We start from the raw sequence: 16,570 nt of genomic DNA, 5'->3' as shown, positions 1-16,570 counted from the left end.
TTTCGCAGAAAAATAATCATTATGTTAAAGAAAGTTTTTATTCCAATGGTGCTAGGAGCACTGTTTTTAGGTTCTTGCAAGCAAGACGACAGAGATGAACCCCAAGAATTGTCCGTAACCAAGGACATTCAGAAACTTAATGCCACTTCATATGATAAATGGGTGTATTTTTCGTTTGGTAAAGGAGAAATCGTAGAGGTAGCCGATCCTGAAAATGACCTCAGCTGGGATATAGCCCTCCAAAGGTGGTATATAAAAACCAATAGCGGAACTTCCGGTAAGAAAGGTAAAGGCGGAGCTATTAATACCAAAGCTACCAATTGGAATCTAGTTTCTACCGCTCCAAGTGGAGATTATAAAGTAGATCAGATGGGTATTTTAAAAGGTTGGGATGTTATAAATAATGTAGAAACCAAAAAAGAAGGTTCATTCTCTCAGGAAGCCTCTCTCTATGTAGACTATATAAGCGGGGGCAAGTATAAAGTGAGAAATGAGGTATATGTACTCAAAACAGCAAATGGAGGATATGCTAAAATTCAGTTCTACGACTATACTAATGAGAAATTAAAAGGGGGTTACCCAAGTTTCAGGTACAAGCTGAGTACCGATGGTAAGTTTTAAATTCAAATAATTATAAAATGAAAAAAGCAATTTTTACTTTTATCCTGTCCGTATTCGCTATTGGGGTGGTAAGTGCCCACGCAATCTGGTTAGAGACCAATCCGAAAGGTAGTGTAGGAAGCACTCACGAAGTGAGATTATTCTTTGCAGAGCCCAATGAAACCGAAAAACCTGTGGCTACAGCAAACTGGTACTCAGATTTGAATGAAGCTCAAATCGTGCTGACTTCTCCTTCGGGTAAGAAGCAAGTCCTAACCAAGAAACAAGCCGAGTTCTACTACTCCACCGAGTTTAAAATAGAGGAAAACGGCATCTATACCCTTAGCGTAAATCATTTGGTAAAAAAGGTGTATAAGCGAATGAGAATCCGCTACCAGACCGTAGCCTTCGTAAGTACCTTAGATGAAGGTAAAGACATCGTTATCGGTGATAAAAAGTACTTCCAGATAGGGATTAATACCGCTTCGCAAGTGGGTACTCAGACTTACAAAGCCTTCTTCAAAAAGAAACCTTTTAAGAATGAGAAAATCGCCTTTGATTTCAGTGTAGATAATACAATGACCCTTGAAACCAATGCCAAAGGAGAGGTAACCATTACTCCAAACTCACCTAAAAAGTATATCGTAAATCTCGCAAGAAAAACCGATAACAAAGGGAAGCACCACGGCACAAAACACCTATGGGACTACGAATGGCTTACTTATTATTGTGGGCAGTAGTTGGCTATTAGCTAATGGATTTTATTTAATAGTCCATACTTACTTTATACCTTAGAATTAATAACCATATATCATATTTTTACTTGTTACAGCTCCATCAAAATGGAGTACAATTACTAAAAAAGCACGGAGAATTAAATCTTCCGTGCTTCTTATATTTGCTTGCTACTTAGCGCTTATTGTTTCGTTTTTGTTCTTGTAATCTTTGTTGTTCCTGAGCTTTTTCCATCATTTCGCGCATTTTCTTTTGGAATTTACCTTCTTTTTTAGGCTTGGCTTTATTCTCTTGTATTTGTGCGTGTATTTTTTTCTCATCGAGAATCCAGTATTTGATAACGAGAATAATGATGATGTTGATGGCATTAGATACGAAATAGTACCACGAAAGCCCTGATGCTGCGGAGTTGAGGAAGAAAAAGAAGGTTACGGGGAAGATGTACATCATCACTTTCATATTTGGCATACCTTCTTGTGTTGGTTGCTGCATTTGCCCTGCTGTCATCGTCGTATAGATGAGGATAACCGCTGTACAGGCAATGGCGAAGATGCTGATGTGGTCCCAGCCGAGAAACGGAATCGTAAATGGGAGTTTCAGCACATCATCGTAGGCAGTGAGGTCTTTTGCAAACCAGAAACTCTTACCCCTTAGCTCGATGAAGTTGGGGAAGAACCTGAAAAGCGCATAGAAAATCGGGATTTGAAGCAAGCCAGGGATACAGCCTGCGAGCTGATTAACCCCTGCTCTTCGGTAGACATTCATTATTTCCTGCTGCTTTTTCATTGGGTCGGCATCCTTATACTTGGCATTTACCTCGTCTATTTCTGGGCGGATGACGCGCATCATCGCTGAGAGTTTGTGCTGTTTGAAGGTGATGGGGGAGAGGATGAGCTTTACAACGATGGTAATGATGAAAATAACCCAGCCAGCGGAGACACCCCAATTGGAGATAAAATTGTATACTGGGATAAAGAACAGCCTATTGACTCCTCCGATGAATGCCCAGCCGAGAGGGAGGATTTCATCGAAGTTTTTGTCGTAGGATTTCAGTAAATCCAAATCCAGTGGGAGGAAGTACCAGCTAAAATCCTGATTGAGCTCACCGCCAGAAAGCTGTACCTGCCCAGAATACTGGAATTTTTTGAGGATATCCCCTTTTTCTATAATGTCCTGATGCCCCTGAGATTTCGTGAAACCATTTTTCGCCTCAATAACCGAAGCAAAGAACTGCTGTTTTACTCCAATCCAGTTCAGGGTTTCATCCTCCTCAGAGAGCTCGGTTCTACCGTCGTAGTCATAGTCCTTATAATTATTAAATGCGTACGAAAACTCGGAGTGAGACTGCTCCTGTGAGCGCCCTTTTTCCTGTTTTCTTACCTTATAATCCCATACAAAAGCTGCATTGTCAGCCTTTATAATATTGGAAAGTCCCTGCGTCTTTACCCTGAAATCTACTTTATATTTTGGGAGTAGGGTATAGATAAACTGTATCGCTGCACCACCAGTATTTGCCGTAAGGATGAGCTCGTTGCCCTTAACCTGCGGGCTAAAAATTAAATCTTTTGTGCTGATGATTTTCCCGTTGCCGTCCTTAAACTCAAAGCCATAAGATGCCGAATGCTCTGCAATAAGGTTGAGCGGGAGGTCGGTATTATCGGTTTTTGTATTGTAAGCCTTGTATTCTGGCAGCTCTACTTTGGTTAGAAGTCCGCCTTGAGTAGAAAATTCAAGGTTGAGCTCCTTATTGCTAAGATTAATGCGCTCTACCTTTGCTGTGCTATCGGTTGGGAGGTTCAGATGAGCAGATTCTTGCTGCTGAGTTTGAGTAATAGTTTTGTTTTTTGCTTCATTTTCTGCATTTATTTGTCTGTTTTGGAAGTAAAACATCCCTCCAATCAAGATGACAGAGAAAATGATAAAGTTGATGAGCTGGTTTTTGTCAAATCCTTTGTTTTGTTGCATCGTAATTAATATTAAAATATCCTTCTGACCCTACGAAAGTCTTCCCTCTGTAAAATCAGGCGGACAAAAATACAGTTTTTTTACCAAACCTGCTGACATCACTACTTTATAGGCTATGGTATCAAGTGAGCGGGTATTAATGGACTATTTTTATAAAGAAAAAAAGATGAGACTGCTGCCTCATCTTTAAATTATTATAATGAAAGGGTTTTTGTATTTATGGAATTAAGCGCTCGAGAACCCATTCTATGGTCATTCTTTCGGAATTGTGGTGGTCTGGGGAGAACTCTCCTCGTCGTCTGTTGGCTATCACACAATTTACGGTAAGCGCTTTATGCCCCAAGAGTTTTGAAAGCCCATATATTGCGGAAGTTTCCATTTCAAAGTTGCTTACGCCGAGGTCATTCAGGGTTTCGAGGAATTTATCATCTACGGCTTTTAGCCTTAGTTGCCTGCCTTGTGGAGCGTAGAAACCAGGGAAAGTTGCCGTATTCCCGTGATACTTAGCATCGGCATAGTAAGAGGAGATGTCTTCTGCCCAATCTGAGAAGTAGAGCATAGGTTTTATTCGCTCGTAAGGGAATTTTTCGAGGAAATTTTTGGAAAATTCATTCTCAAACTGATAGTCTGAGTAGAAATGAAGGAGACCATCGAGCCCCACTACATTTTGGGTAACGAGCATATTGTCTACCTGTATGTCTGGGTTTACACTTCCGCAAGTCCCCAGTCTGAACAGCTGAAGTGCTTTATGTGTATCCTTAAACTCCTTATTCTTAAGGTCTATATTCACTAATGCATCGAGCTCATTCATCACAATATCGATATTCTCGGTACCGATACCTGTGGACATTACGGTGATTCTCTCTCCTCGGAGTACGCCCGTATGGGTGTAGAATTCTCGCTTGTTTTTCTTGACCTCAATTTTGTCAAAGTACTTGGATACTCTGGCTACTCGGTCTGGGTCGCCTACTAAAATGATTTTTTCGGCAATTTCTTCTGGATGCAAATTGAGATGGTAAACGCTTCCGTCTTCATTTAGAACTAACTCGGAAGCAGCAAGTTTTTTTAACATAATATTTAGTTTTACTTTATTTTAATGAATGTACCTATATTGAGGAACAGCAAGAGGAGCCCCATTGTAACCCAGAAGGCATTATTCATATTCTCAGCTTTGTAGGACTCTATATATTCTTTAGCGGTCTCGGCAAGGCTATCGTCCTCAATAGTGTAATTATTAATGCTGATGACTTGGTCAATATTGATATTCGGCACCGATTGCTTTGAGAAATAGGCAATATTTTTCCCTATATAGCCTACGATCCAGTATTCGCTGGAATTTTTCATCATAAGGTTGTCCAATCTGTAATGGTCTGTACGGATATTTCCAAAATGCTCGGTAGTATAGAGCGAATCTCCTTCCTTCTTATCAGGCGTGATAATATAAAAATCCAATGGCTGAGGGAGCTCATTGATAATTTGCAGGGATAAAGAATTTTGCAAAAGCCTGTCGATACTTTTTTCTATAAACCAGTAAGTGAATAAACTCACTCCTAAGGCAATACTGAAAATACGAAAGACTGTAGCCCACTTTTTTAATATTCCAGAGCGGATGAGATTAAGAAATAATGAAAAAGATAATATTACAATAAGTATATACAACATAAATCCTGCAAATAGGAAAGCAAATTTAATAAATATTTTTGGGATAATGCTACTGCTATGGTATGTATTCCGTAAAGAATAATCTTGTTATAATCACAAAAAACTCCTTTCTTTTAGAGAGAAGTATCTTTTCATTAATAAAACTAAAACTCTAAGCTAAAGAATCCTTAATAAAGTTTAGTATATAAATGGTTATTTCAAAAATTAGCTGTACCATAGTATTTACTTTTTGTTGTAATTACAGGCAAATATAAGTTTTTATTTGTAAAAAAGGCTGATTTTTTTGTAGAAAAAAACAATTATCCTAGTATTTTCTGGTTTAGATGTTAGAGAGTCTTTTCGTACTTTTGCCTTATGATTTTAGTAACAGGCGCTACGGGCATTTTAGGTAGGGTAATTGTACTTCAACTCCTTAAAAAAGGGAGAAAAGTAAGGGCTACAAAACGCCCTGAAAGTAATCTAGATGAGGTGAAACACTCCTTCCGCTTCTATACAGACACCCCCGAAGAATATTTTAATACAATAGACTGGGTAGATATCGATTTTGATGATATAGACTCAATTTCTACCGCACTACACGGAGTAGAAGAGGTCTACCACTGTGCTGGAAAGGTAAGTTTTAACCCCTCTGAAAAGAAGGGAATCTATCATACCAATATTTCGGGGACTAAAAACCTGCTCTACGCCTGTGAGGATTTTCAGATTAAAAAGTTTCTTTTCATCAGTTCTATTGCGGTATTAGATGGGCTTAATGAGCAGGGCTACTTGGATGAAGAATCTGATTTTAATCCTAAAATAGCGCATTCTGCCTATGCAAAATCCAAGCACTTCGCAGAAATGGAAGTATGGCGCGCAAGTGCAGAGGGACTGAATACCATTATTCTAAACCCAGGTGTGATAATTGGCAGTGGGAACTGGGGACGAAGTAGTGCTTTGCTTTTCAAAACTTCTAAATATACATTCTCTGGCGGCACAGCCTTCGTAGATGTGAGAGATGTAGCCCAAATTGCCGTTCAATTAATGGATGAAAATGCCTTTGGAGAGCGCTTTGTCATCGTTTCAGAGAATAAATCCTATGAGGAAGTAGGAAACCAAATACGGCAGAGATTAGGACTGGGGAAAACGAAAATCCTTTCCGATAAACTCCTTAATGCAGCGAGATTTTTAAATGTTTTTGGCTTTATTTTCCCAAGATTAAAGCTGATGAATAAGGCAAATATCAATGCCGTTACCTCAAATATTAACATCACCAATCAAAAGATAAGAAGAAGATTAAATTTTGATTTTATCCCTGTAAAAGAGAGTATAGACTTCCACTTAGAAAACTATTTAGCAGATCAAAGTTTTAAAACTTCAAAATAAATCCGTATTGTTGCAAGTCTAAATTATGCAATACATAAATTAGAATGCGCAAAAACAGAATTTTAATTTAATCATTTACCGAAAATAAATGAATCTTACTGAATTCTTGAACGCTAATGTTCAAAAATTTCCACTAAATCCTGCCATTGGATTTAAAAAGAAAGATGAATGGAAGTCCATCAATTGGAAGCAGTTCCGTACACTGGTTTTTAAAACGGCAAACGCTTTAAAAAACGCAGGTATTTCCCCTGGTGACAAAGTTGCGATTTATTCCGATAACTCTGCGGAGTGGATTACCTTTGACCTTGCTGTAATGGCTCTCGGAGCGGTTACCATTCCCATCTATGCAACCAATAATACCGAGCAAACTCAGTATATCATTAATGATGCAGAGGTAAAAATCATCCTTGCAGGAGCGCAAGACCATTATGATGTCTGTTATAATTTACTTCCGAACTGCCCTACGCTTCGTCAGATTATCGTTGCTAAAAAATTGGTTTGGATTAAGAAAGAATACAGCCAATACCTCGAAGATTTTATCTTAGATGCAGATGAAACCCTTGATATCATCCCGAGAACTGATGATGACTTAGCTACGATTATTTATACTTCTGGAACTACAGGTACTCCCAAAGGCGTAATGCTTACTCACGGCAATTTGACCAAAGCCTTTGATGCCCATATGAAGTATTTCAAGTTTAAAAACTTTGAAAGAGAGCATTCGCTGGCATTCTTGCCCTTAAGCCATGTCTTCGAGAGAAGTTGGACGCTTCTCGTTCTCTCGTTTGGTGCAAAAGTTAGCTTTTTAGAAAACCCAAAGCTCATTGCTCATACACTTCCAGAGGTGAAGCCTACAATGATGTGCGTAGTCCCAAGATTCTATCAAAAAATTTATAACGGAATTAATGAGCTGGTCGTTTCTGGTTCTCCGTTGAAGAAAAAGATATTTTTTTGGTCTATGTCTGTCGGTAGCCGTGTAGCTGAGCTTAAAAGATTGCAAAAGTCCGTTCCTTTCAGCTTAAAGTTAAAGAATGTTTTGGCAAATACGCTGGTTTTCGGCAAGATTAAAAACAAACTCGGTGGCAAACTATGGTTTTCCCCTTGTGGTGGAGCCTCTCTTGATGCGGAAATCTCCAAATTCTTTGATGCTATGGGCTTGCATATTACCGTGGGCTATGGTATGACTGAAACTACGGCAACAGTAACCTGCTTCCCTTTTACTCAATACGAGCACGGCAGTGCTGGCGAGCCTATGGAATGCCAAGTAAAGATAGGAGAGAATAATGAAATCCTTGTAAAAGGTACAGGCGTAATGAAAGGCTATTACAAACAGCCAGAGGAAACAGCCAAAGTATTTACTGAAGATGGATGGCTCCGTACGGGGGATGCTGGTTATATTTCCGAGACAGGAAACCTTTATATCACCGATAGAATTAAGGATTTAATGAAAACTTCCAACGGTAAATATATTGCTCCACAGCCTATTGAGAATCTCCTTTGCAAGAATAATCTTATCGCTCAAGTGATGCTGATAGCGGAGGGTAAACCATTCGTTACTGCGATTATTAGCCCTAATTTTGAGGCATTAGAGCAATACGCTCAGAAGCAAAATATCACTTATAAAAACCATAAAGAGCTTGTAGAGAATGAGAAAATCAGAAATCTGTATACTCAGATTATTACCGATTTACAAAAAGACCTCAATGGCTATGAAAAGGTGAAGAAATTTACCCTAATGCCTTATGAATTTGATATAGAATCGGGAGAAATTACTCCTACTCTTAAAATCAAGCGAAATATTGTTACTCATAAATATGCTGAACTTATTGATCAGATGTACCAGCATTAATATTTATTGGATATGACTTATACCAGTGTTCAGACTTGCCCTTCAAATATCGCTCTCATCAAGTATTGGGGGAAATATGATAACCAAATCCCAGCAAATCCCAGTATTAGCTATACCCTCAATCATTGTAAGACCATTACAGAGATGCAATTTATACAGGGGGAGGTGTTCTCCGTTCAAACTTTTCTTTCTGGAAAGGAAGAACCGCTTTTTGCCGATAAAATTGAGAAATATTTTAAGAAAATTGAGGTTTATTTGCCTTGGGTTTTAAGTGGCAAGTTTGTTATTAACACAGAAAACACTTTTCCACACAGCTCTGGAATTGCAAGTTCGGCATCTGGTTTTGGAGCCATCGCTAAATGCTTGGTAGATATAGATACTCAGCTTCAGCCTAATCAAGAAAACACCCTTCAAAAAGCCTCTTTATTGGCTCGCTTGGGCAGTGGAAGTGCTTGCCGAAGCCTTTATAATGGTTTAGTGGTTTGGGGGCAGACCGAAGCCGTAGAAAACAGCTCAGACGAGTATGCTATTCCCTATCCTAATGAAGATATTCACCCTGTTTTTAAGGATTTTAATGATTGGGTACTCCTCATCCACGAAGGGCAGAAGTCCGTTTCTTCCACACTCGGTCATAGCCTTATGAATACCAATCCTTATGCAGAAAGGCGATTCCAAGAGGCGAGGGATAACTTTTTTACTCTAAAAAATATCCTGAAAACAGGAGATTTAGAAGGTTTTATCAAGTTAGTAGAGCACGAAGCTCTTACGCTACACGCAATGATGATGATGAGTGAGCCTGCTTTCATCCTGATGAAAACCTCTACTTTGGAAGTCATCAATAAAATCTGGGCTTTTCGTAAAGAAACCTCCTTATCTCTGTTCTTTACCCTTGATGCAGGCGCCAATGTCCATCTCCTTTTCCCTTCTGGAGGGGTAGGAGAGCAAGCCATCATAAGTTTTATAGAAAAAGAGCTAATGCCTCACACTCAGAATGGTGGAGTAGTAAAAGATTTTATGAAATTCTAAAAGATTTCTCTTATACAATAGCATATTTCACTAAATCTATACCTTAAATCTTTGTTGGGAAGCAAAGATTTTTTTATCAATCTTTTTAGTAGAATGCTCTTTTGAGTAAATCCCTATCTTTGCCGAATGGAATATCCAAGTAAAGTCCTTTCTAAAGCCGTTGAAGAGATTTCTGGGCTACCAGGAATAGGAAAAAAATCCGCTCTAAGGCTTGCTCTATACCTTTTGAGACAAAATGAAACCCAGGCTTTAGCTCTCGCTGATTCATTAAAAAAACTTGTTCAGGAAATTAACTATTGTACCGACTGTTACAACTTCTCAGACGATGAAAAATGCAGCATTTGTGCGAGTAATAGTCGCAATCCCGAACTTATCTGCGTTGTAGAAGATGTAAGGGATGTAATGGCAATAGAAAATACAGGCAAATACACAGGCAAATATCTCGTTTTGGGTGGTAAAATCTCTCCCATAGAGGGTATCGGTCCTAATCAGCTCCATATTTCTGCTCTTAAAAACAAATTAGAAGAAGGCACGGTAAAAGAAGTTATTTTTGCCCTTAGTGCAACGATGGAAGGAGACACTACAGCCTATTATATCTACAAAAAAATGAAGCATTTCCCTGTGATTTTTTCCAGTATTGCACGGGGAATTTCCGTAGGGGACGAGTTAGAGTACGCCGATGAAGCTTCTCTCGGCCGCTCGATTATCAACCGCTCTCCTTACAACGAAAAAAGCTAAAATCCTACCCCTATGCTTTCCGTTATCATCCCTTTATACAACGCTCAAAGCAGTATTATTCGCGCTTTAAACTCAATTAAAGCTCAAAATTTTGATAATAGCTTAGAAATCATCATCATTAATGACGGCTCTACCGATAATAGTCAGTTGTTGGTAGAACATTTTATCCACTCCCATCCAGAGCTTGACATTCATCTTATTAATCAGGAGAATAAAGGGGTTTCTTCCGCCAGAAATGCAGGCTTAAAGCACTCCAAAGGCAGCTATATCGCCCTCCTTGATGCAGACGATGAGTGGCTCCCCCACAAAACAGAAACCCAGCTCAATTATTTACTTCATCATCAGGAAATTGATTTCCTAGCTACCCGTTTTAATGATAAAAAACTCCTTTTCCCCTACGCTACTCGTAAAAATCTCTGCAAAGTCACATTTAGAAAGCTCCTTTTTCGTAATGAAATCCAGCCTTCTACCGTTATTTTCAAGAGAGAGATTCTCAATAGCATTGGTTACTTCTGTGAAAATCAAAACTACGCTGAAGATGTCAATTATTGGCTAAAAATCTCTGAAAAACATCACTTATTTATCTTCAATCAGAGCTTGGTTATCGCAGGTCAAGGCAAAAGAACATTCGGTGTATCGGGTTTATCCGCCAACCTCCCCGAAATGGCAAAAGGATACAGAAAAAACCTCAAAGAAATGTACCTAATGAAGCGAATATCCTTCATAGAACTCATTATTTACCGCATTTTTTACAGGTTAAAATACATTTTTCTTCGCTTCCGCACTTTTTATCATAAATTTGGCAGGTAATTTTTCTCAAAATGCTAAAAATTCTCATTACAGGAGGTGCAGGTTTTATCGGTAGCAACCTTTCGCTCGAGCTTATAGATAAAGGACACAAAGTTACGGTGTTAGACAACCTTTCTCCACAAATTCACAGCACTCATCCCTTAGAAAATTCGCCTCTTTACAGGAGTATTCACAATAAAGTCCATTTTATTCACGGCGATGTAACCAATATATCCGATTGGGAACGAGCAATTAAAGACCAAGAAGTCATTGTTCACCTCGCTGCTGAAACAGGCACTGGTCAATCAATGTATCAAGTGAATAAATACACCGAAGTTAATGTCCTTGGCACCTCTAAAATGCTTGATGTACTGATAAATACCCCTTCTCATAGCATTAAGAAGGTCATTCTCGCCTCTTCTCGAGCCCTCTACGGCGAAGGCAAGTACCTTCACCCCGAAATCGGCATCGTTTATCCTACTCAAAGACGAGTTGAAGATATGAAAAAAGGTGATTTTGAGGTGAAATACAATGATGATCAACTGCTCACTCCTCTTCCCACCGATGAGAACTCCAAAACGCACCCAATTTCCCTCTACGGCATCACAAAACACACACAAGAGCAGATGATTATGACACTCTGCGCCGCAATCGGCATCCCCGCCGTATCATTAAGGTACCAAAATGTATATGGCGAAGGACAGTCTCTCTTAAACCCCTACACAGGCATATTATCCATCTTCTCTGCACAGATTCTCAATGGAAACGACATAAATATCTTTGAAGACGGCAAAGAATCCCGCGATTTCATCCATATCAGCGATGTCATCGATGCTACCATCAAAGCCATTGAGAAAACCGAAGCCAATAACCACATTTTTAATGTCGGTACAGGCATTAATACAGATATTATCACTGTTGCTAATGAGTTGATACGCAATTATAATAGAACTACCAATGCCGAAACCTCTGGTCTCTTCCGAATAGGCGATATTCGCCATAATTTCGCCGATATTACCAAAATAAAAAACCTCCTTTCCTTCCATCCTAAGGTTAATTTCAAAGAAGGAATACAAAAATTCACCCAATGGGTTATCAAACAAAGCATAAAAGATGTAAAATTCAAAGAATCAATCGAAGAAATGAAGAAAAAAGGTCTCCTTAAATAAATGAATATGAATCTAAAAGGCAAAAAAATCCTCTTTCTCTCAGTCAGTTTCTTTCAATACGAAAAGAAAATCGCCCAGCGCCTCACAGATTTCGGTGCTGAGGTAATTTTCTTCGATGAGCGACCCTCAAATACCCTCATTGAGAAGGGAATTATTAGGCTCAACAAGTCTTTTATCCAGCACAAAATCAATAAATACTATCATTCCATACTAAAAAATATCACCAATCAACATTTTGATTATTTCCTCCTAATAAAAGGCGAAGCTGTTCCCGATTTTTTTCTTAAAGAACTGATTAATAGCCATCCTCATACTAAAAAAATCTACTATTCCTTCGATTCTTTCAGCGAATATCCTCACCTCAAAGCCCATCTTCCCTATTTTGATGAAGCCTTCAGCTTTGACCCTCACGATGCTAAAGAACTACACCTTCATTTCCTCCCTCTCTTCTTTATTCCTGATTATAATACGCAAGAAACCAGTCAAAAAAAAGAGTTTGACCTCGTTTTCATCGGCTCCGCACACACCGACCGCTATATCGTAGGCGAAAAAGTCAGAAAAGTCATCGAAAAAAACCACCTCAACACCTTTTTCTATTACTATGCAATGAATAAATGGGTCTTCAAGCTCAAAAAACTCTTCGATCCTCATCTCAAATACTTTGATTCCTCAAAAATCAGCTTTCATAAACTCTCTCATCAGCAGATTTACAGCTATTATCGCCGTTCTACAGCAGTTTTAGACATCAATAAACCTTTCCAAAGAGGGCTTACAATGCGTACCTTCGAAGCTCTCGCCTCTGGAAATAAACTTATCACTACAAATCCTGATATTCAGCAGTATAATTTCTATACTCCTCAGAATATTCTCGTAATCAACCGAGAGAATCCCCAAATCCCACTCTCATTTTTCCAAACTCCCTTCATTCCTCTCCCTCCCGAGCTCCTCAATACACTCTCTCTTGACAATTGGCTCCAAACCCTCTTCTCTGCATAGCCTTCTCCCTCTCAAAATCCTTTTTCCCTCCTCTTCAATAGAGAAAATCCTTCTCAAAATAGCTCCCATTCCCTTAAAATTTCCTCTCCTTACACCTAAAGCCCTCTCTCCCCCTATCCAAAATCTTCCACTTTTTATTAAAAAACCAATATTCAACCTTAAAATCTTCTCTCTCCCCACCTAAAACGCTCTACTTTTTATCAAAAAACCAATACTCAACACGAATAAATACATATTCAATCAGTAAAAAACCTTGCTCATTATCAAAAATTCAATACTCAACTAGGAAAAAGCCTTACTCCACTCGAAAAAAACCTCACTTCTTGTGAAAAAACCAATACTTCAACCAAAAAACTAAATATTTGCACAAAAAAAGGCATTTTTCACCCTAAAAAATGCTTCAAAACAAGCAAAAATTTAATACTTAACTTGAAGAATTGAATATTCAACCAGTAAAAAGATTTACTCCACTATGAAAATCCAATACTCGACCTAAAATATTGTAAATTTAACAAAATGACCCCATTTTTTACCCTAAAAACACCCTAAAATTATCAGAAATTCAATACTCAACATAAAGAATTGAATACTCAACCAGTAAAAAGGTTTACTCTGCTATAAAAATTCAATACTCCTACCTAAAACCCTGAAAATCCCATAAAATTAAGCACTATTTAAAGCATTATTTCCTCTATTTTCATTAAAATACGCTAGGGTAGGGGAGCAGAAAACAGTATTTCCCTATTTCTCCCCCTAAAATCAAATAAAAAAGGGGTCTCTGATCCCCAAAAAATAGGTCTCTGACCTAATAAAAGGGGTCTTAGACCCCTTTATTACAATTCCCTTTTCAAAAAGCTCCCTGTAACCGAGTTTTTATTTTCGCTTACTTCTTCGGGAGTCCCTTTTGCTACGATTATCCCGCCATTCTTCCCACCTTCTGGGCCAATATCAATGAGATAGTCTGCAAGTTTTATCACATCAAGGTTATGCTCTATAATAATAAAGCTATTCCCTAAATCCACAAGCTTATTAATCGATTCCATCAGGATTTTTACATCTTCAAAATGCAAACCTGTCGTAGGTTCATCCAAGATATAGAGGGTATTACCTGTTTGTTTTTTAGAAAGTTCGGTAGCGAGCTTTATTCTTTGCGCCTCACCCCCAGAAAGCGTCGTAGATTGCTGCCCAAGACTGATATAGCCGAGCCCAACCTCCTGCAATGTCTTCACTTTATTATAAATCTTCGGTATAGGCTGGAAGAATTCCACTGCTTCATCTATCGTCATCTCAAGAATATCCGAAATAGACTTCCCTTTATACCTCACTTCCAGTGTTTCTCTGTTAAATCGCTTCCCGTGGCAGGTCTCGCAATGCACAAAAACATCAGGAAGGAAGTTCATTTCAATGACTTTCAGCCCACCACCTTGGCAGGTCTCGCATCTTCCTCCTTTTACATTAAAAGAGAACCTCCCAGGCTTGTAACCACGGATTTTACTCTCTGGAAGTGCCGCAAATAGCGTCCGAATATCCGAAAATACCCCCGTATAAGTCGCAGGATTCGAGCGAGGAGTCCTACCAATCGGCGTTTGATCCACATCCACTATCTTATCAATATTCTCCAAGCCCTCAATAGACTTATAGGGCAGCGGTTCTTGTATCGCACGATAAAAATGCTTGTTCAGAATAGGGTAGAGCGTCCCATTAATCAGCGAAGACTTCCCACTTCCCGATATACCACTCACTACCACCAGCTTTCCAAGGGGTATTTCCACATCTATATCTTTCAAATTGTGCCCACTTGCCCCTTTCAGTATCAAGGATTTTCCATTCCCCAGCCTTCTCTCCTTAGGAATCTCAATTTTCCTCTTCCCATTGATGTAATCAGCCGTAATCGTCTCTGCATTCACCAAATCTTTTGGCGAACCTTGCCAAAGTACCTCTCCACCAAGCTTCCCAGCCCTCGGACCGATGTCTAATACCTCATCAGCCTCCATAATCATCTCCTTATCATGCTCCACTACGAGTACAGAATTGCCTATATCCCTTAGATTTTTAAGCGATTTAATCAATCTTTCATTGTCCCGCTGGTGAAGACCAATAGATGGCTCATCCAAAATATAAAGCACATTCACAAGCTGAGAACCTATCTGCGTAGCAAGACGAATTCGCTGAGATTCTCCCCCCGAAAGCGTGCGAGAGCTTCGGTTCAGGCTCAGATAATCAAGCCCTACATCCAATAAAAACTGCAATCGCCCTCGTATCTCCTTTAATATCTCGTGAGCAATTACTTTATTCTTCTCAGAAAAGGTGTCCTCCACTTCATTTAGCCATTCCATCAGCTCAGAAAGACTTAGCGAGGCCACTTCTGCTATATTCTTCTCATCAATTTTAAAGCTCAGGCTTTCAGGTTTTAGCCTCGCCCCCTTACACTCTGGGCAAATCTCCTCCGTCGTATAATGCCTCTCCAAAAGTGTAGCGTCATACGCCTCTTTTTGCCCTATCATCTCCTCAATAATGGCGATAAGCCCCTCAAAATTAATCCGAATCTTCTTTGAAATCCCAGCATGCTTCAGCTCTCGGATTTCCTCTTTGTGTATCCCGTTATAAATCGCATCCAAAGCCTCAGGAACTATCTCTTCAAATGGCGTAGAAAGCTCCTGACCAAAAAGCTCCAATATATTTTTAATCTGAGAAACTATCCATTTATTAGATTTAATGTCTTCAAGTGGTAGCAATGCTCCCGCATTAATAGAAATTTTGGGGTTTTCAACAAAAAATGCAGGGTTTACCCTCTTTATCGTTCCTAAACCCTTGCAGTGTGGGCAACTTCCCTTTGGTGAGTTAAAAGAAAAAGTATTCGGCTCTGGCAGTGCTACGGACTGTCCTGTATCATCATCCATCAGGTTTTTAGAAAAGTATTCAATATTCTCTTTTCCCATTTTCTGTATTCCGATAATGCCATCCCCAAGTTCCAAGGCTGTTTCTAATGACTTTTCCATTCGACCCTCGGTGCTTGTCTCGCCTATCATCCATTTATCAATAATGATGTCTATATCGTGGGTCTTGTATCTATCAAGTTTTAGGTCATATTCTATATCTATAATTTCTCCATCTACTCGGGCTTGAGAGTAGCCTTTTTTTGCCATTTGTACAAAAAGTTCATGATAATGCCCTTTTCTTGACCTTATGACTGGAGCCATCAGGTATACCTTTTGGTCTTGATAATTATTTTTAATAGTAGTGAGAATTTGCTCCTTAGTATAGCTTATTAGCTTTTTACCAGTGGTGAGAGAATATGCATCGGATACTCTAGCGAAGAGCAGTCGTAAAAAGTCGTACAGTTCGGTTACCGTTCCCACCGTTGAGCGAGGGTTTTTGTTCGTTGTCTTCTGTTCTATGGCAATTACAGGTGATAGACCCTCTATTTTATCCACATCAGGGCGCTCCAAGCCTCCCAAAAACTGCCGTGCATATGCCGAGAAAGTCTCTATATACCTCCTTTGCCCCTCTGCGAAGATTGTATCAAATGCCAGCGAGGATTTCCCACTTCCTGAGAGACCTGTAATCACCACCAGCTGATTTCTCGGGATTTTTACATCTATATTTTTCAGGTTATGCTCCCTTGCACCGTATATTTCTATATATTCTTTAGCTTCTTCCTGCTTTTTCATCTTGCAAA

At 39.2% G+C, this 16,570-nt stretch carries 13 protein-coding genes; 9 read left to right on the top strand and 4 right to left on the bottom strand.

The annotated features are described in order from the left end of the window. The first annotated feature begins 21 nt into the window (after positions 1-21). A complete protein-coding gene (locus tag DBX24_RS01570; RefSeq protein ID WP_160223766.1) occupies positions 22-621 on the top strand; it encodes an HmuY family protein in 600 nt (199 codons plus the stop codon). Positions 622-638: 17 nt separating this feature from the next. Beyond that, entirely contained in the window at positions 639-1,340 is a 702-nt protein-coding gene (locus DBX24_RS01565) for a hypothetical protein (RefSeq protein ID WP_160223765.1), read from the top strand. Positions 1,341-1,509: 169 nt separating this feature from the next. On the opposite strand, the gene yidC is transcribed toward DBX24_RS01565, so the two are convergent. The 3 genes from yidC to DBX24_RS01550 all read right to left on the bottom strand — a co-directional run bounded on the left by yidC (position 1,510) and on the right by DBX24_RS01550 (position 4,962). Continuing rightward, positions 1,510-3,300: a membrane protein insertase YidC gene (yidC, locus tag DBX24_RS01560; protein WP_160223764.1), complete on the bottom strand. Its 1,791-nt coding sequence runs from the start codon at positions 3,298-3,300 to the stop codon at positions 1,510-1,512. Between the two features lie 217 nt (positions 3,301-3,517). Next, entirely contained in the window at positions 3,518-4,372 is an 855-nt protein-coding gene (locus DBX24_RS01555; protein ID WP_120488672.1) for a nucleoside phosphorylase, read from the bottom strand. Between the two features lie 11 nt (positions 4,373-4,383). Beyond that, positions 4,384-4,962: a hypothetical protein gene (locus DBX24_RS01550; RefSeq protein WP_160223763.1), complete on the bottom strand. Its 579-nt coding sequence runs from the start codon at positions 4,960-4,962 to the stop codon at positions 4,384-4,386. A 354-nt stretch (positions 4,963-5,316) separates the two neighbouring features. Between DBX24_RS01550 and DBX24_RS01545 the strand changes: the two genes are divergently transcribed. The 7 genes from DBX24_RS01545 to DBX24_RS01515 all read left to right on the top strand — a co-directional run bounded on the left by DBX24_RS01545 (position 5,317) and on the right by DBX24_RS01515 (position 12,891). Beyond that, positions 5,317-6,324 carry an NAD-dependent epimerase/dehydratase family protein gene (locus DBX24_RS01545; RefSeq protein WP_120488674.1) on the top strand — a complete coding sequence of 336 codons (1,008 nt, stop codon included), beginning with the start codon at positions 5,317-5,319 and terminating at the stop codon, positions 6,322-6,324. Positions 6,325-6,412: 88 nt separating this feature from the next. Next, entirely contained in the window at positions 6,413-8,173 is a 1,761-nt protein-coding gene (locus DBX24_RS01540; protein WP_160223762.1) for an AMP-dependent synthetase/ligase, read from the top strand. A 12-nt stretch (positions 8,174-8,185) separates the two neighbouring features. Beyond that, on the top strand, positions 8,186-9,199 hold the full coding sequence (locus DBX24_RS01535; protein ID WP_120488676.1) for a diphosphomevalonate decarboxylase: 1,014 nt from the start codon (positions 8,186-8,188) through the stop codon (positions 9,197-9,199). Positions 9,200-9,325: 126 nt separating this feature from the next. Beyond that, positions 9,326-9,937 carry a recombination mediator RecR gene (gene recR, locus DBX24_RS01530; protein WP_120488677.1) on the top strand — a complete coding sequence of 204 codons (612 nt, stop codon included), beginning with the start codon at positions 9,326-9,328 and terminating at the stop codon, positions 9,935-9,937. Between the two features lie 12 nt (positions 9,938-9,949). Further along, positions 9,950-10,747 (top strand): glycosyltransferase family 2 protein, encoded by a 798-nt coding sequence (locus DBX24_RS01525; RefSeq protein WP_120488678.1) that lies wholly within the window; start codon positions 9,950-9,952, stop codon positions 10,745-10,747. Between the two features lie 11 nt (positions 10,748-10,758). Further along, entirely contained in the window at positions 10,759-11,895 is a 1,137-nt protein-coding gene (locus tag DBX24_RS01520; RefSeq protein ID WP_160223761.1) for an NAD-dependent epimerase/dehydratase family protein, read from the top strand. Further along, on the top strand, positions 11,896-12,891 hold the full coding sequence (locus DBX24_RS01515) for a WaaS/CpsH family glycosyltransferase (protein ID WP_160223760.1): 996 nt from the start codon (positions 11,896-11,898) through the stop codon (positions 12,889-12,891). It abuts the gene before it with no gap. Positions 12,892-13,724: 833 nt separating this feature from the next. On the opposite strand, the gene uvrA is transcribed toward DBX24_RS01515, so the two are convergent. Continuing rightward, the gene (uvrA, locus tag DBX24_RS01510; RefSeq protein WP_160223759.1) at positions 13,725-16,562 is read right to left on the bottom strand and encodes an excinuclease ABC subunit UvrA; all 2,838 of its coding nucleotides are present in this window, start codon (positions 16,560-16,562) and stop codon (positions 13,725-13,727) included. Positions 16,563-16,570 lie beyond the last annotated feature (8 nt).

Source organism: Bergeyella cardium (assembly GCF_009914665.1).
Taxonomy (GTDB): Bacteria; Bacteroidota; Bacteroidia; order Flavobacteriales; family Weeksellaceae; genus Bergeyella_A; species Bergeyella_A cardium.
This window is presented reverse-complemented; position numbering and strand designations above follow the sequence as displayed.

What these genes read in the sequence shown, in the direction of transcription:
- DBX24_RS01565 (WP_160223765.1), top strand. Translation starts at nt 639, where the DNA reads ATGAAAAAAGCAATTTTTACTTTTATCCTGTCCGTATTCGCTATTGGG.
- uvrA (WP_160223759.1), bottom strand. Translation starts at nt 16,562, where the DNA reads ATGAAAAAGCAGGAAGAAGCTAAAGAATATATAGAAATATACGGTGCA.
- DBX24_RS01540 (WP_160223762.1), top strand. Translation starts at nt 6,413, where the DNA reads ATGAATCTTACTGAATTCTTGAACGCTAATGTTCAAAAATTTCCACTA.
- DBX24_RS01545 (WP_120488674.1), top strand. Translation starts at nt 5,317, where the DNA reads ATGATTTTAGTAACAGGCGCTACGGGCATTTTAGGTAGGGTAATTGTA.
- DBX24_RS01535 (WP_120488676.1), top strand. Translation starts at nt 8,186, where the DNA reads ATGACTTATACCAGTGTTCAGACTTGCCCTTCAAATATCGCTCTCATC.
- yidC (WP_160223764.1), bottom strand. Translation starts at nt 3,300, where the DNA reads ATGCAACAAAACAAAGGATTTGACAAAAACCAGCTCATCAACTTTATC.
- DBX24_RS01520 (WP_160223761.1), top strand. Translation starts at nt 10,759, where the DNA reads ATGCTAAAAATTCTCATTACAGGAGGTGCAGGTTTTATCGGTAGCAAC.
- DBX24_RS01550 (WP_160223763.1), bottom strand. Translation starts at nt 4,962, where the DNA reads ATGTTGTATATACTTATTGTAATATTATCTTTTTCATTATTTCTTAAT.
- recR (WP_120488677.1), top strand. Translation starts at nt 9,326, where the DNA reads ATGGAATATCCAAGTAAAGTCCTTTCTAAAGCCGTTGAAGAGATTTCT.
- DBX24_RS01570 (WP_160223766.1), top strand. Translation starts at nt 22, where the DNA reads ATGTTAAAGAAAGTTTTTATTCCAATGGTGCTAGGAGCACTGTTTTTA.
- DBX24_RS01555 (WP_120488672.1), bottom strand. Translation starts at nt 4,372, where the DNA reads ATGTTAAAAAAACTTGCTGCTTCCGAGTTAGTTCTAAATGAAGACGGA.
- DBX24_RS01525 (WP_120488678.1), top strand. Translation starts at nt 9,950, where the DNA reads ATGCTTTCCGTTATCATCCCTTTATACAACGCTCAAAGCAGTATTATT.
- DBX24_RS01515 (WP_160223760.1), top strand. Translation starts at nt 11,896, where the DNA reads ATGAATATGAATCTAAAAGGCAAAAAAATCCTCTTTCTCTCAGTCAGT.